This is a genomic window from Chryseobacterium sp. A321, assembly GCF_054489265.1.
Map to the genome: position 1 here is coordinate 982258 of NZ_JBTMWZ010000001.1, position 15335 is coordinate 997592.

Annotated in this window: 17 protein-coding genes; 9 read left to right on the forward strand and 8 right to left on the reverse strand. The window is 41.7% G+C overall.

Annotated elements, in window-relative coordinates:
- Positions 1 to 101: 101 nt before the first annotated feature.
- From recA to pfkA, 4 genes are all read right to left on the reverse strand, one after another.
- Positions 102 to 1106, reverse strand: a complete 1005-nt coding sequence (gene recA / locus ACX3PZ_RS04720; RefSeq protein WP_459083390.1) for a recombinase RecA — start codon at positions 1104 to 1106, stop codon at positions 102 to 104.
- Between the two features lie 118 nt (positions 1107 to 1224).
- Positions 1225 to 2418, reverse strand: a complete 1194-nt coding sequence (locus ACX3PZ_RS04725) for an oxygenase MpaB family protein (protein WP_459112016.1) — start codon at positions 2416 to 2418, stop codon at positions 1225 to 1227.
- Between the two features lie 116 nt (positions 2419 to 2534).
- Positions 2535 to 3539 carry a type I glyceraldehyde-3-phosphate dehydrogenase gene (gene gap, locus ACX3PZ_RS04730; RefSeq protein ID WP_459112017.1) on the reverse strand — a complete coding sequence of 335 codons (1005 nt, stop codon included), beginning with the start codon at positions 3537 to 3539 and terminating at the stop codon, positions 2535 to 2537.
- 24 nt (positions 3540 to 3563) lie between these two features.
- Positions 3564 to 4553, reverse strand: coding sequence for a 6-phosphofructokinase (gene pfkA / locus ACX3PZ_RS04735; protein WP_459112018.1), 990 nt, complete (start codon positions 4551 to 4553; stop codon positions 3564 to 3566).
- 102 nt (positions 4554 to 4655) lie between these two features.
- Here pfkA and ACX3PZ_RS04740 point away from each other — a divergent pair, with 102 nt between their 5' ends.
- The 4 genes from ACX3PZ_RS04740 (at position 4656) to ACX3PZ_RS04755 (ending at position 9509) form a co-directional block, all read left to right on the forward strand.
- Positions 4656 to 5009, forward strand: a complete 354-nt coding sequence (locus tag ACX3PZ_RS04740; RefSeq protein WP_459083394.1) for a hypothetical protein — start codon at positions 4656 to 4658, stop codon at positions 5007 to 5009.
- A gap of 68 nt (positions 5010 to 5077) precedes the next feature.
- The gene (locus tag ACX3PZ_RS04745) at positions 5078 to 7465 is read left to right on the forward strand and encodes a TonB-dependent receptor (RefSeq protein WP_459112019.1); all 2388 of its coding nucleotides are present in this window, start codon (positions 5078 to 5080) and stop codon (positions 7463 to 7465) included.
- Between the two features lie 13 nt (positions 7466 to 7478).
- Entirely contained in the window at positions 7479 to 8039 is a 561-nt protein-coding gene (locus ACX3PZ_RS04750) for a hypothetical protein (RefSeq protein WP_459112020.1), read from the forward strand.
- 135 nt (positions 8040 to 8174) lie between these two features.
- Positions 8175 to 9509, forward strand: coding sequence for a trigger factor (locus ACX3PZ_RS04755; RefSeq protein WP_459112021.1), 1335 nt, complete (start codon positions 8175 to 8177; stop codon positions 9507 to 9509).
- Between the two features lie 115 nt (positions 9510 to 9624).
- Here the strand turns inward: ACX3PZ_RS04755 and ACX3PZ_RS04760 are convergent, their stop codons facing one another.
- Complete coding sequence (locus tag ACX3PZ_RS04760; protein ID WP_459083398.1) at positions 9625 to 10218, reverse strand: DUF3109 family protein; 594 nt, start codon at positions 10216 to 10218, stop codon at positions 9625 to 9627.
- 9 nt (positions 10219 to 10227) lie between these two features.
- Complete coding sequence (locus ACX3PZ_RS04765; RefSeq protein WP_459112022.1) at positions 10228 to 11133, reverse strand: DUF6427 family protein; 906 nt, start codon at positions 11131 to 11133, stop codon at positions 10228 to 10230.
- A 43-nt stretch (positions 11134 to 11176) separates the two neighbouring features.
- Between ACX3PZ_RS04765 and ACX3PZ_RS04770 the strand changes: the two genes are divergently transcribed.
- Complete coding sequence (locus ACX3PZ_RS04770; RefSeq protein WP_459112023.1) at positions 11177 to 11407, forward strand: hypothetical protein; 231 nt, start codon at positions 11177 to 11179, stop codon at positions 11405 to 11407.
- 139 nt (positions 11408 to 11546) lie between these two features.
- Here the strand turns inward: ACX3PZ_RS04770 and ACX3PZ_RS04775 are convergent, their stop codons facing one another.
- Positions 11547 to 11711, reverse strand: a complete 165-nt coding sequence (locus ACX3PZ_RS04775; protein ID WP_459112024.1) for a hypothetical protein — start codon at positions 11709 to 11711, stop codon at positions 11547 to 11549.
- 193 nt (positions 11712 to 11904) lie between these two features.
- On the opposite strand from ACX3PZ_RS04775, the gene ACX3PZ_RS04780 reads away from it, so the two are divergent.
- The 3 genes from ACX3PZ_RS04780 to ACX3PZ_RS04790 all read left to right on the forward strand — a co-directional run bounded on the left by ACX3PZ_RS04780 (position 11905) and on the right by ACX3PZ_RS04790 (position 13412).
- The gene (locus ACX3PZ_RS04780; RefSeq protein WP_459112025.1) at positions 11905 to 12327 is read left to right on the forward strand and encodes a hypothetical protein; all 423 of its coding nucleotides are present in this window, start codon (positions 11905 to 11907) and stop codon (positions 12325 to 12327) included.
- 117 nt (positions 12328 to 12444) lie between these two features.
- Complete coding sequence (locus ACX3PZ_RS04785; RefSeq protein ID WP_459112026.1) at positions 12445 to 12858, forward strand: hypothetical protein; 414 nt, start codon at positions 12445 to 12447, stop codon at positions 12856 to 12858.
- A gap of 134 nt (positions 12859 to 12992) precedes the next feature.
- Positions 12993 to 13412: a hypothetical protein gene (locus ACX3PZ_RS04790; protein ID WP_459112027.1), complete on the forward strand. Its 420-nt coding sequence runs from the start codon at positions 12993 to 12995 to the stop codon at positions 13410 to 13412.
- Positions 13413 to 13479: 67 nt separating this feature from the next.
- On the opposite strand, the gene ACX3PZ_RS04795 is transcribed toward ACX3PZ_RS04790, so the two are convergent.
- Entirely contained in the window at positions 13480 to 13920 is a 441-nt protein-coding gene (locus ACX3PZ_RS04795) for a universal stress protein (protein WP_459112028.1), read from the reverse strand.
- Between the two features lie 133 nt (positions 13921 to 14053).
- Between ACX3PZ_RS04795 and ACX3PZ_RS04800 the strand changes: the two genes are divergently transcribed.
- Positions 14054 to 15334 carry an alkaline phosphatase family protein gene (locus tag ACX3PZ_RS04800; RefSeq protein ID WP_459112029.1) on the forward strand — a complete coding sequence of 427 codons (1281 nt, stop codon included), beginning with the start codon at positions 14054 to 14056 and terminating at the stop codon, positions 15332 to 15334.
- The last annotated feature ends 1 nt before the right edge of the window (position 15335 follow it).

Genomic DNA, 15335 nt, shown 5'->3' on the forward strand with positions numbered 1-15335 from the left:
AAGGTAGAAAAATTATCGTCTTGTAAGGATATGCCACAATCAAAAAAGCCCTCTAATCCTTGGTAGGATAGAGGGCTTATCGTATTTAGTCTAAAAAAAGATTATTTTTTAGCGAATAGCATTTCTTTTACTTGTGCTTCCAAATCTTCTGCTAATTCAGGATTGTCTTTAAGAACTTCTTTGACGGAGTCTCGTCCCTGACCTAGTTTGGTTTCCTCGTAGCTAAACCAGGATCCGCTTTTTTTCACAATGCCTAAATCCACAGCGGCATCTAAGATTTCTCCCGTTTTTGAGATACCTTCTCCGTACATGATATCAAATTCTGCTTGCTTGAATGGAGGAGCTACTTTGTTTTTTACGATTTTTACTTTTGCGCGGCTTCCTACTGCGTCGTCCCCTTGTTTGATTGGAGCTCCCGCTTTACGAATGTCAATCCGAACGGAAGCGTAAAATTTAAGAGCATTCCCACCGGTAGTGGTTTCTGGATTCCCGAACATAACCCCGATTTTCTCTCTTAACTGGTTAATGAAAATCACAGTACATTTTGTTCTCGAAATTGAAGCCGTTAGTTTTCTTAAGGCTTGAGACATCAAACGAGCATGAAGTCCCATTTTAGATTCTCCCATTTCCCCTTCAATCTCCGCTTTTGGAGTAAGTGCCGCAACCGAGTCAATGACTACGATGTCCACCGCACCCGAACGAATCAAATTGTCGGCGATTTCAAGAGCTTGTTCTCCGTTGTCCGGTTGAGAGATGATTAAGTCGTCTAAATTGATTCCGAGTTTGGAAGCGTAATGACGGTCGAATGCGTGCTCCGCATCAATGAAAGCTGCGATGCCTCCTAATTTTTGAGCCTCTGCAATGGCATGAAGAGTCAAAGTCGTTTTCCCTGAGGACTCAGGTCCATAGATCTCGATCACTCTTCCTTTTGGATATCCACCCACCCCAAGGGCGATGTCAAGTCCAAGCGATCCTGTAGGAATTACTTCAATGGACGTGTCAACGGAATCGTCTCCAAGGGTCATCACAGTCCCTTTTCCATAGGTTTTATCTAATTTTTCTAGCACCAGGGCTAGCGCTTTCTTTTTATCGTCTGCTGCGCTCATAAGTCAAATTATTTCGTCAAAAATACGCAATTAATCGCTCAATTCGCTTAGAGCGTTGCTAATTTTTGTAGCAATTTTTAGACCTCGGGAACCGCCAGTGAAAAGGGATAGAAATTCCTTAGCTATGGGTTCGGTAGTCTGTAAGAACTTGACGCTGCGCGCGGTCCCCAAGCTTTACAAGTCTTGTTGCGCTTTTGGCGCTTGAGGAGTGAAGAAGTTTTTGAGCCACTTGGTTTAATCCCCAATTTAATTTTGGAAAGAGTCCAAGAGAATCGGTTTCTGGGATGGCTAGTCGTTGCAATATGGGTGGGTCTAGAAAAAAGGTAGACATGCTTTGGTGAAGATTTAGTAGCAGTTTTCGTTGAAACTGGTAAGGCTGAATGGTGCTCTCTAAGTTCTCACGTAGGAGTGCTTGTGCAAGTTCTTTCGAATCCGCATCCGCTTTGTCTTGAAGAGTAGACCACTGATAGAAGATTTCGACGGCTTGTTTTTTATTGTCAGGCAAATGCTCCGTGGGAATTCCTAAGAGAGTTCCTACGTATTTCCAGAGATGGAAAACACCTAGTTCTTCACGAGTCGATATTTTCACGCCTAGTTGGGAGAGCCCATGCAAAAAGACAAGGGAGAATCCCAAATAGGTAGCAATCATATCAAAGTGATTGATAGGCTCTCCCCAGAGCTCCGTATTCCAATCCTGTGCATTTTCCAAAATGGAAAGTCTCGCATAGGAATGCATTAAGCGCGTTTTTAGAATAAGTTCAAAGGCTTCTGAGCCGGGTGTAATTGCGTTTTCGCGCGTGACGAGCACCCAAAATTCTAACGTATCCTTAAGTCTTTTGACTGCTCCTTTCTTTAATTGGCCCGTATAGATAAGAGGTTTGGCTAGGTAGGCAAATTCATACCCGCCCATTAGGCTGTAGTCTCGTAAGACCATTAGGGAGTTAACTCCGCCTCGCATGCAAAGTCTTGCCCCTACATTGGCTAGCTCGGGGTTATACCAATCGGGACGCGCCCTCATCTGTGTTAAAAGCTTCTCTAAACTTTCCACCTTTGGCTCGCTGGCAGTATCCTCTTTTCTCATATACTTGGAAATAAGGCTACTTGCCTTTGGATAAGGCATCGCTTTGTACGTATCGCTAACCACCTGGTCGGCCAAAGAGTCAATTTGATAGTAAAGGGGGGAGAGTTTCTCAAACCCTTCAAGCGAAGGGTGGGCTCCCGACCAATCTAAGAGCCTTTTGCCCATGCCCTTAGTCCAGAATTCGTTAAAGTGAGGACTTTCGTGGAACCGAGGCTCCGCTATTTTGGTCATTTTTCTAATCTTTAAATGGAGCCTAGAGTACTGCAAATTCTTTGCCGCCCTATAGCAAAAAAGCCAAACCGCTCGAAGGGGAGGGGTTTGGCTTTTGATGATTTATAGTGTACTTCCTATAGAGAAGCAGAATGAACTAATAGATCTGTTAATTTGTTAGAGTAACCGGTTTCGTTATCGTACCAAGATACCACTTTCACAAAGGTAGGAGAAAGCATAATTCCCGCTCCTTTGTCGAAGATAGAAGTTCTTTTGTCTCCAATAAAGTCTTGAGAAACGACAGGATCTTCGGTGTACCCTAGGATGCCTTTAAGTTCGCCTTCAGAAGCACTTTTCATCACAGCAGAAATTTCATCGTAAGAAGTAGGTTTTTCTAGTCTTACCGTTAAGTCTACTGCAGAAACGTCTGCTGTAGGTACACGGAATGACATTCCCGTTAGTTTTCCATTCAATTCTGGAATTACTTTTCCTACGGCTTTCGCAGCTCCTGTGGAAGAAGGGATAATGTTTAGAAGAGCGGAACGTCCTCCTCTCCAGTCTTTCATGGAAGGTCCATCCACGGTTCTTTGAGTCGCCGTAGTCGCATGGACTGTGGTCATAAGTCCTTCAAGGATACCGTAGTTGTCGTGAAGTACTTTTGCAAGGGGAGCTAAACAGTTTGTTGTACAAGAAGCGTTTGAAAAAATCGCAACGTCATTTGTTAGTTCTTTATGGTTTACTCCCATAACGAACATCGGGGTGTCGTCTTTTGAAGGAGCGGAAAGGATTACTTTTTTTGCTCCTGCATTTAAATGGGCTCCTGCTAGGTCTTTAGAAAGGAAAAGTCCAGTCGATTCCACGATGTAATCTGCACCCACTTCGTTCCATTTCAAATTGTTTGGATCTCTTTCTGCCGTCACACGGATTCTTTTTCCATTGACTACAAGGTCATTTCCTTCCACTGTGATTTCGCCATCGAAACGTCCGTGTACGGAATCGTATTTCATCATGTACGCCATGTATTCTGCGTTGATCAGGTCATTGATACCTACGATTTCGATGTTGTCGCGCTCTAGCATAGCACTGAATACCAAACCACCAATTCTTCCGAATCCGTTGATACCTACTTTAATTGTTGACATAATAAATTGATTTTGATTGATTAATTATAGGGCCAGAATTTCTGAGATTTGCAGAAGGTCCTGGTTGATTTCATTGTGTTTTCTAATGGCATCCTCTATTGGAGTATAAACCAGTTGGTTCGCTTGAAGTCCGGCCATCACGTTGGATTCTCCGTTCATCAGTCCAAGGACCGCGCCGTAGCCTAAACGAGAAGCGAGTACTCGATCGGCGCAGCTCGGGGAGCCGCCTCGTTGAATATGGCCTAAGATGGTCACTCGAATGTCCGCATCCGGAAACTCTTCGCCTGTTTTTTGTGCAAGTTCGTAAGTGGAACCTAGGGTTTCTCCTTCTGCAACGACCACGATACTTGAGGTTTTTCCTCTTTTGTGCGCTTTTTTAAACGTCGTAAGAAGCTCCTCCATGCTGTCGTTTTGCTCTGGAATTAAAATGTCCAAAGCTCCGGTTGCAATTCCACTATTTAAAGCGATAAAGCCTGCATCTCTTCCCATTACTTCAATAAAGAAGATTCGAGAGTGAGAGGTGGCCGTGTCTCTAATTTTATCGATAGCTTCCATCGCCGTATTTAAGGCAGTGTCGTATCCAATGGTATTGTCGGTTCCAAAGATATCGTTGTCAATGGTCCCCGGAACTCCGATGACCTTGATTCCGGTTTCTTCGCTAAACACCTGGGCGCCGGTAAACGTACCGTCTCCGCCGATGCAAACTAAGGCTTCAATGCCTTCTGCCTTGCAGTTCTCAAAGGCCTTTCGTCTTCCCTCAGCGGTTCGGAATTCTTTGGATCGGGCCGATTTTAAAATGGTCCCTCCCAAATTAATGATGTTGCTCACGGAGCGAGGCCCCATTTTGGTGTAATTCCCTTCGATCAGACCGTTGTATCCACCTCGGATTCCAACGACTTGCAAATCATGATAGATGGCCGTTCTTACTACGGCTCTAATTGCCGCGTTCATTCCGGGTGCATCACCGCCAGAAGTTAAGACTCCAATCTTTTTCACCATGGATTTCTTTGTCATTTGCTATGGGGTTTCTAATGAGACACAAATTTACTAAATTCTAGTCAATTTTTCAGACTTGCTTAGGGGCATTGTTAAGAAAGAATTTATTAATTTAGCAGAATGCGGAAAACTCAAAAATTACAACCGGTTTTATCCACTGCGCTCTGCGCGGTGTATGTACTGGTCATGGTGTTTTCCACGCTCTTTCACCACCACTCACACTCCCGTACGAGTACCGAGTTTTTGGTTGCAGATGGCGACTCGTTACAGAAAATTACGACTCTTCACGGGGCAAGCGATTGTCAAGCTTGTCATTTTTTATCTCACCAAATTAGCTTTGAGTCTCCACAAATTTGGAGTCCCAAGATAAAATACGAACAGAAAACAGCTCCTTTGTTTTCTTTCGAAGTTCGCAATTTAAGCGCAGAGATTTTTCATGTCTCAAGTAGGGGACCTCCCACGGGGAGAATTTAACTCTATTTTTTTTCAAAAGCAGCTCCAAAAAGGAGTCATGCTATCTATTTAAGTGCTTAAATCAATCTATGAAGCCATTATTAAAGCTCATGGCATTCTTTTTTGGAATGCTAGTGGTGAGCGCACAAACTTCCTTTGTCCTCAAAGGAAATGTGGAGGATTTCCACAACAAAACAAAGTTAGAAAATGCCACGATTCAACTCGGTGATCGAGTTGCTACCAGTGATTCTGATGGACGTTTTCAATTTAAAAACCTTCCCAAAGGTCATTATCATGTAAAAGTAACACACCCGGAATGTGAGCCTTACGTAATGGGAATCGATCTTGTGAGTTCTACTCGAATTACCATTCGAATGGAGCATCATCTTCACGATATTGAAGCCGTCGTCGTAGAGGGAGCAGGGGTCAAGCAGAAATCGGGACATTCCATACAAACCCTTTCCTCAACTGACCTTCAAAGACTCAGTTCTGAAACCCTTGGAAGTGCTTTGAGCAATTTAAGTGGAGTAGGGATTTTAAGTACAGGAAGTCGGATTTCCAAACCCATCATTCATGGACTTTACGGAACTCGTGTCGCCATACTAAACGATGGGGTTCGGTTAAATGAACAGGAATGGGGTGTGGAGCATGCGCCGAGCGTAGACCCCTCCATGTTTCAGCGGGTTCGCGTGGTGAAAGGAGCAGGTATTCTCAAGTACGGGGGTGATGCGGCAGGGGGACTCGTTCTCTTAGAGCCAAAAACGATGCCTCGCAAAGACACCCTCATGGGGAAGATCACTGCTTCTGGGATTTCCAGTGGTCGTGGGCTGAAGCTAGGAACGGATGTAGGAAAAGCCTGGGAAAACGACTGGTTTGTGACTACTGGTGGTTCCTACCAAAAACTAGGAGACATCCAGATTCCCCACCATACGCTTCAAAATACAGGTGCTGAGCAAAGCTCTTTTCGCTTTGCGGTAGGCAAACGAAGCTTTACCAATGGTTTTGAAGCTTCCTATTCGGGAGTGAATCAAAAGTTTGGAATCTACAGAGGCTTGCATTTGGGCGGTCCAGAAGATTTCTACGATGCAATTGCAAGCAGCCGTCCGATTTATCTCGATGACTTTAGTTACCAAATTTCAAATCCGAGACAGGAAGTGGCTCACCATGTGGTGAAACTAGAGGCCTACCATCGGTTTGCCAATTTTGGGAAACTAAGTGCACAGTACGATTTTCAAATCAACCAGCGAAAAGAGTTCGATTTGAGAAGAGGAGAATTAAGCACTCTTCCTTCTATGGATTTGGAGCTTATTACCCACCGACTGCAAGTGGATCATTTGATTGAGCGTGAAAGTTGGGATTTGGAAACGGGTGTTTTTGGAGCGATTGAGGATAATTACCCCGATCCATCCACCAAAGCCAGAAGACTCATCCCAGACTATTATCGCTATAATTTAGGAATCTATTCGACTTTAAATTATCGTCTGAGCCCACAATTTCATTTGGGAGCGGGAGCTCGCTATGAATTTAATCGCTACGATGCATACAAATACTACGACCAAAGCGATTGGGAATCCAGGTTTGAATCTAAGTATTCTCAGTTTGAAGTCTCTCACGAGGGGAGTCGTGTGCTCACGAATCCGATTTTAGATTACCACAATCTCTCGCTCAGTGCGTTTGCAAATTACCATTTAGGAAGCGATTTTAGTTTAGACTTTGGGTATTCAAGGTCTTCGAGAACGCCTAGTGCGGCGGAACTGTTTGCAGACGGACTGCATCATTCTGCCTCCACGATTGAAGTAGGATCCCTTGCGATTGATTCGGAACAGATTGACCATTTTAGTTTGACGGCGAAAGTAAAGAGACCGTGGTTAGAGGGGTTCTCTCTGGAGGTTTCCCCTTACTTTATGCACTCTTCAAATTACATTAGTCAGATTCCAACGGGGGTGCAGAATTCCAATCGAGGCGTGTTTTTGATTTGGTCTTTTCAACAAACTAAGGCAAGACTTTACGGCGTGGACGTGGATTTAAATTGGAACCTTACCAAGGCTTTAAAATGGACTTCTCAGGCCAGCGGCCTAAGAGGTCAAGATTTAAGTCATGACGAGCCTCTAATTTTAATGCAACCTACGCAGTTTCGAAACGGCATTGAGTTCTCGGGCTTTAAATCCAAGGCCTATTACGCAAAATTAGAAAACCTACTGGTTCTGAAACAAAAGAGATTCCCTCTACGAAATGTAGAGCTAAGTCTCATTGAGGATGGACAAATTGTAGAGAAGGTTTTGGATGTAAGCTCCACTCCGAAAGGATACGACCTCTGGTCGCTGTCTCTTGGAGGACCAATTGCGACAAGGCTTAATCTCGATCTTCGGATCACCAATTTATTGAATACTGAATACAGGGATTCTATGAATCGTATGCGGTATTTTTCGCCTGAACAAGGCCGTAATTTTATTTTAACACTAACTTATTCTTTATAAAAATTTTACTATTATGAAATCAATATATTCTATATTTACTATACTACTGATCGCTGTTTTATTCACTTCTTGTCGTAGGGACGGAGTTCCTGAGGATATTCATGAACACGAAGAAATTGAACAAATTACTCTAAGTTTTAAAGAACAGGGAAGCACGAGTGCACCTCAAGTAATAACCTATTTAGGAGGCAAAGCTTCCTCCGATTTGATCCTAGCGCCCGGAAAGAACTATGAGCTAAGTCTTGATTTTTTCCACAGACATGACGGTCATTTGGAAAGTATGCTAGGGGAAATTATCGAGGAGAAAGACGAGCACTTTATCACCTTTGAATTTGCAGGGGTTGATCTTGAGCTCACAAGGCTTCCAAACGACGTGATCCGCTCTGACGGACAGAAACTTGGCCTAAAGACTCTTTGGAAAGTTAGCCAGGTGCAGTCTCCCACTAGAGTGAGTGTCAAACTTTACCACGGTTCCCAAAGCGTGAACGACCAAATGCCTTCTGCGCAGAAACAATTTGGAGAGGTGATTGGCGGTGAAGCGGATGTAAACGCTCAAATCGAGATCAAAAACTAGTTTTTCCACTTCTGAATGGATCCCAGCAGGCCTACTGCTGGGATTTTTGGTATAATCCCCTCGCTTTATGGGCATTGTTTGCAAAATTTTCGTATTTTTGCGAACCTTAATTTTAATCAAATAATAGATCATATAATGAACGTTACAGCACAAAATCATGATGAGGTAAGCGCATTACTTACAGTGACCGTAGACAAAGCGGATTATAAGGGGAATGTGGACAAACAACTTCACAACTACGCTAAGAATGCCCAAGTACCTGGATTCAGAAAAGGAAAAGTGCCAATGGGCATGGTAAAAAAGCAGTACGAAGCTCCTATTTCTTTCGAAGAAATTAATAAAGTAGTTTCTGAGGCTTTAAACAACTACATCAAAGACAACGATCTTAAGATGGTAGGTCAGCCCGTACCGGTCCCTGTTGACGATTTAGATCTTAATGCAGAACAACTGACGGTTTCTTTTGAAGTAGGGTACGAACCGGATTTCAAAATTGACTTGGCTTCTTACTCGGCTCCTCACTACGAAGTAGAGGCGTCTGACAAAGAAATTGGACAGAGCATTGAAAACATGCAAAAACGTTTTGCTACCCGTGTAGAGCAAGATAAAATTGGAGCCGATTCTCAGATTGCCCTTGAGGTATCTCAAGTGGTAGAAGAAGATGCAGAGGGTGAGCACCACCACCATCCAAAAACGGTTACTGCAACCAAAGAAACAAAAGCAGCCTTCGAACTTGTGAAAAAGTTGAAAAAAGAAGGAAGCGTAAAAGTTTCTAAAACAGAGTTAGAAAAAAATGAGGACTTAGCGACTGAGCTTGGATTTTCAAAAGAAGAACTTGAACACCTTCACCACGATGAGGTTGAAGTGAAAGTAATGGACATCTATTCTTTAGATCTTCACGAACTTAACCAGGAGCTTTTCGACAAAGTATACGGAGAAGGAACCATTAGTTCAGAAGACGAATTAAAAGAGAAAGTAAAAACGGAACTTGACGAATACTTCCAACAAAATGCAGATATTCACTTTGTGAACAAAATTTTGGAACAAGTAAACGAGAAGCAAGAAGTGAATCTTCCAGAAGCATTCCTTGTGAAATGGTTGCAATTCTCTAACGAGAACATCCAGTCTGAAGAGCAAGCGAAAGAGATTTTTGAAAACGAAAAAGAAATCGTGAAATCTCAAATTATTGAAGGGAAATTAATGACCGACAATAACATCGAGCTGGATTACGCAGACCTACTAGCACAAAGCGAGCAAATGGTAAGAAACCAACTTGCAGTCTACGGTATTCACCACCTTCCAGACGAAGAAATTCAAAAGTACGCGGTAGAAATGCTTAAGCAAGAAGAACAAGTAAGACAAATTTCTTCTGAAGTAGGAATGGCGAAACTGAAAGACGTGATTTTGGAAACATCGGAAAAGAAATCGACCAAAGTATCTCACGACGAGTTTTTAGAAATTCTAAAGAAGTAAGATCTAGGCTTACCTAGTCTTTTACAATACAAAAAAAAATCGGCCTTTTTTAAGGTCGATTTTTTTGTTTGCTTATTGCTAAAAGTCCTGCTAGCTTCTAAGAAAGAACTCGATTTTACTCCTTATCAGAGTTAAATTCTTTTTCCCACTCGGTGGCAGCATCGCTAAGCACATTGTAAAAATCCTCACCGTATTTACGGATTAAAGGCGTTTTTAGAAATTTGTATACCGGTACCTCAAGGGATTTTCCTAAATCACAAGCAGGTGCACATATGGGCCACTCGTGGTAGTTTAAAGCGGTAAACGTAGAGTACTCTGTGGTTCGGATCGGGTAGAGGTGGCAAGAGATAGGTTTGTGAAACTCTACAGCTCCTTCTTCGTACGCTTTTTCGATTCCGCATTTGGTTACCCCTTTCTCATCGAAAATGACATAGGCACATTCGTTTCCATTTACAAGTGGGGTTACAAGACCTCCGTCGTAAGGATCAAATGTCCACGCACCTTGTTCTTCAATCGCTTGAAGTCCTTCTTTTCGAAGGTAAGGTCTTAGTTTTTCTACAAGGGTATCTAAGAGTTCGGCTTCTTCCTTCTCCAAAGGAGCGCCCGCATCTCCTTCTACGCAACAAGCTCCTTTGCAGCGTGTGAGGTCGCATACAAACTGTTTGGAAAAGATATCCTCGGAGATTAATTTATTGTCTATTTGAATCATAATGCAAAATTAGAATAATTGAAAGAAAGTTCCGCCTTTATAAAGCAATAAGCAAATTAAAATGACCCAAAGTCCAATTTCTCGGTAAGCATACTTAGGCAAATAGCGTAGCATGCGCGATAGGATCAGACTTACGGGAAAAGCAAGAACCAAAAGGTATTCGTAATGAGGTCCCATATAGAGCACAATGCTTATGGTTTGTGCGAGGGTAAAAACCAGTAAGAACGTATATTTAAATCGAGAGTCAGGACTCTTCTCATTGTAATGTTGAAAGTGGTCAAAGATTGCATAGATACTCATAAGGAGTATCGGAAGTAAGAAGTAAAGCGGGTAATAATCCTGCATTAGAGATCCCACCGTTAGGGGCAAGTAATTAGGATCGAGCGTTGTATACCCAATAAAAAACATCACACTCAAGTAGGTCACTAGACAAAGGCATATCCCGAAAAAGAAACGGAATAAGTTGAGGGCAATGTGCTGAGCCGTGGCAATGATATGGAGTATCACAAACAGTAGCATTGGCCAGACAGGAGGGAGGAAAAAATAGTTCACCGCACATAAAAATCCAACCAAGAGGTAGGACTGCTTGCGGAAATGTTCCTGCGTCGAGGTCAAAAGGAAAAGCAAAACCGAGTTGACAAATAGCGTCACCGAAATACCAAGATCGATGGTTCCGTCATAGAACGCAAAGATAAGCGCCGTGTATAAAACTAGGGGCAGGTGCGTATTGTAGGTTAAATTTATTTGATTAAAAACGAAATACCCTAGAGCGACGCCACAAAAGGCAATCGCTACCGAAATAAAATCCAGATAGCTAAAATTTAAAACGTTGAAAAGCACTACTACAACGAGAAGAAAGAAAATATAGACCGGTATCGAAAAAATATTGCTTTCTTTTGAAAGTAGTTTGAACATTTTTTAATAAATTTGTGCAAAGTTAATTTAAAAAAGGAAAATAATGACATCTTTCTGGTTATTCTTAAGTGACGTGTTCAAGTGGGCATTCGGTTTTTACGATTTGTTCGGTAACGTGTTAAATTGGGTTCTGTTTTTCGTGGCTAGTGCCATCTTCATTTATTGGTGCTGGGAGCTAATGGTTCCGCTTGGGAATAACAAGGACAAAGATTACAAATCTCCTTCAAAAGTAAAGAGACCGTATTACGATCCTGCTATTTACAAAAAAGATTAATTAATTGATTGTTAGAAATACCGCTCCTTTCCAAAAGAGCGGTATTTTTTTTGCCTCAAACGGGAATTATTTTTTTTTCTCTCTGATGAGAAATGACAATCAGTATACTTATCAGTACAAAAGAAAACAAGGGAGGCGTTCAAAGGGTTTTCACATGCAAAATGCAATCGTATTGAAATCCATTGATTTTTGAAAGGGCCTCTGAATTACTATAGGCAACCTCGCAACGATAACTTTCTTTCGAAAGATACTCTACGATGCTACTCGCTAATTCCATTTCGTCCTCTACAAGCAGAATTTTCATGTGGTAAATTTATGAATAGATTTGGAATACCAATGAAAGCATTGCTAGGGAGTCTTAAATTGCCGAGTTGATGGGAGTTCAGCAATTTCTCTTTTTATGAAAATACCTAAGTTTAGGTATTCTTGGTAGCCTCTTTTCTTTCTATATTTGATTGTACGTCTAGAAACATCCCGTATCCTTAAAAACCACTACTATGAAAACGATTGCAAGCTTATTCTTTATGATCCTATTGTGCTCTGCGCAAGGTCTTCAGGCTCAAATGTACTTATTTAACGCCTTTCGTTTCGCAGGGGCACCCGATTCTGCAGGGAAGCATACTTTTGAATTGGGAAATTTTAAAGTCCTTCTCAATAGCGACAAGAATGAAGTCTTTCACATTAATGGCGATAACGATGCCGTCTTAAAAGAGGACGTACTTGCTAAGGGTGTAGAAGTAAAAAAGAATCCAAATTCGACGCAGTATATATTTAAATATGCAAATGGCTCTTTGTCCTCCATAGTGGTGACTGACTACGAAGGGGCAGGTAGTGAGGATGATTTGAAGGTGTACGACGGCTTGGATGAAAAACTCCATTTAAAAGGGATATTCCAAGCGATCTATGTGAGAAAAGAGTAAGTGAATGAAAGAAGTTCCAAGCTAAAAAACCCTCTGATTTTTTAAGGTAAATTATTTTTTTTACTATATTAAGGGTTCTCACTTAGGAATATCTCATTTAATTTAAATACTACTACTATGAAAACAATTAGAAGTTTACTGCTAATGATCCTTTTATGTTATACGCACGGTCTTCAGGCTCAAATGTACTTTTTTGATGCGAATGAGTCGTATGTGGACGTCGATTCAGAAGGAAACGATCTCTTTGGAAAGAAAAATTTTAAATTAGTTATTGACGGTAAGAAAAATGAAGGCTTTCTTACTAGTGAGGACACGAATGCCGTTATTTGGAAGGAAGCGTTTCAAGGAGATCCCTATGTTAAGAAAACCCCAGAGTCTACTGAATATGTTTTTGGATTCGGTGCCATGTCCTCCCTTGTGCTATTGGATTATAAAGATCCCGCAAAACAAGACGTGTTGAATATTTACGATCTTGCTGCCGAAATGCACCATTATCAAGGCAAATTCAATCTCCTTGTCCTTGATAAATAGTAGCTGGGGAGTAAGATGTTGAGCTCCAAAAATACCTACCTCTAGGTATTTTTGGAACCTTGGTTTGTTGTAGCTTTGTTCGTGTGATAGAAACGTTTTTAAGAAGAGTCCTTCCTTAATTCAAATCCACAACAATGAAAACTACACTTAGCCTACTGCTTCTGATTCTGCTTTATTCTGCAAACGGTCTTCAAGCTCAAATCTATTTTTTTGACGGAACAAGTTATGCTGGAGCTCCGGATTCTTCCGGGGGACACAACTTCGTGAAGGGCAAAATGAAGGTTCTTTTAACGATTGATAAGGAGGAGATCCTTTTAATCAATGGGGAAAATGATGAGGTGATCTCCAAGGGGCTACTTGAGAAGGACGTTGAAATTACAAGAAAGTCTGAATACAACAATTATTTGTTCACCTACGACCTCTTATCTTTTTTGCAGGTGATAGACTACGTAGATCCAAACAAAGAGGACGACTTAAAGTTTTTCGAAATTGGGGAGGAAGTACTTCATTTAAAAGGCCAATTCCATGTGGTCTACCTTACGGTGAAGCAGTAGTCCAACCCTCCTAAAGTCAAGCTTTAGGGCACAGTCCTTTAGGATTGCCGAAGAAGAAATACGTTCCTTAATTGTCGTGGCAAGGGATTACGAGTACAGGGATAGAAGAACTTTTTGTCAGATCTTTAGTTAGACTTCCTACAAATACATCGTAGATTCCACTTCTTCCGTGAGATCCCATAACAATGTAATCGGCGTTTTTGTCTTTTGCGTATTCTAAAATCACATCTTTCGCGATTCCTTGTCTTAGCAGGTGCTCACACTCAACGCCCATGGCTTTGATTTTTTCTTGGAGTCCATTCAGAAGATGAAGCTCTTCTTTAATCTCATTTTGTTCCACTTCAGGAAAGTATTGAAAGCCCATGTCCCCAATGGCAAATCCGATGTCGGAAGGAGCCACGTGAATAAGGAAAATTTTACCCTCTGTGGTCTTGGCAAATTTAACAGCTCCTTCTATCAATAAATTGGTAGAATCGGAGAAATCAACTGGAAATACAATATTCGTCATGATGGTATGGTTTTACTAGACTAAAGTTAAGCATTTTTTTAACTTCGAATAGAGTCTTATCCCGATTTAACATGAAATTAAACCTTCCCCTCTAAGAAAGTCTTATTTTTGTAAGACTTTAAGAAAATATGCCATGAAAAAGTACCTTGTTCTTTGCTTTAGTTTCGTCTTGTTTTTTGGATTCGCACAGGTGGATACTGCGCAAGTGGTCGTTCCAGGACGCAGCAATAGTGCGGAAGCAATGAAAAAACCGTACGTGATTCTAATATCTGCAGATGGGTTTCGGTATGATTATGCAAAGAAATATGGCGCGAAAAACCTTTTAGCTCTAGCCCATGCAGGGGTGCAAGCGAAAGCCATGGTTCCTTCTTATCCTTCCGTTACCGGACCGAACCACTATACGCTCGTGACTGGAATGTATCCGTCTCATACGGGATTTGTGGACAATTACTTCTACGATACGAAAAGACAGGATGATTTTTCAATGAGTCGTGCGGGAAAAACAACAGACAGCTCCTGGTTAAAGGGACTTCCGCTTTGGGGTCTAGCAGAAAACCACCATACGATGGCCGCGAGTTTGTTCTGGGTAGCATCGAACGGCACCGCAGGAGGAACAAGACCTAGTTATTATTATCCCTACCATGAGAAGTTTGATGCAAAGCAGCGTATTTCCATTGTTGAGAATTGGCTAAAGCTTCCCGAAGAAAAAAGACCTCATTTGATTACGATGTATTTTTACGAGGTCGACAAGATGGGGCATTTGCACGGTCCCAAATCCAGTGAAACGAAAGAGGCCGTACTCATGGTGGATCAAGCGGTAGGAGAGCTACAAGAAAAGGTGAAGAAATTAGGCTTGCCAAATGTCAATTTTATCTTTGTTTCCGATCACGGAATGCTTGGAGTGGATTTAGAAAACCCCCTTTCAATTCCAGAAGTTTTAAACGATAGCGATCGCTTTCGTTTTGTGAATGCTCAAACCTTACTGCGCGTCCAAGTAAAAGATCCAAAAGAGATTCTTTCCACTTACAAAGGGCTGAAGAGATCTCGTACAAAAGACTACAAAGTATATCTCGCTACTCGTTTTCCTAAAAGACTTCATTATCGAAGTGGACCCGATACGTTTACTTCCCGAATGGGAGAAATTTATCTAGTTCCTAGAAAGGGAAAGGTCTTTTTAAGCAAAAACGATTACAAAACCCCGGGAAAGCATGGGTACGATCCCAAAAAAGTTCCAGAAATGAAATCTGTGTTTTATGCTACAGGTCCAGAATTTAAACAGGGAAAAACGATCGGAGAGTTTAAAAATGTGGAGGTCTATGGAATTGTCGCAGAGCTATTAGATCTGCCGTACAATCATTCGATTGACGGAACCAAAAAGACAGCTAAGAAAGTTTTGGTTTCTGAGGAGAAGTAAT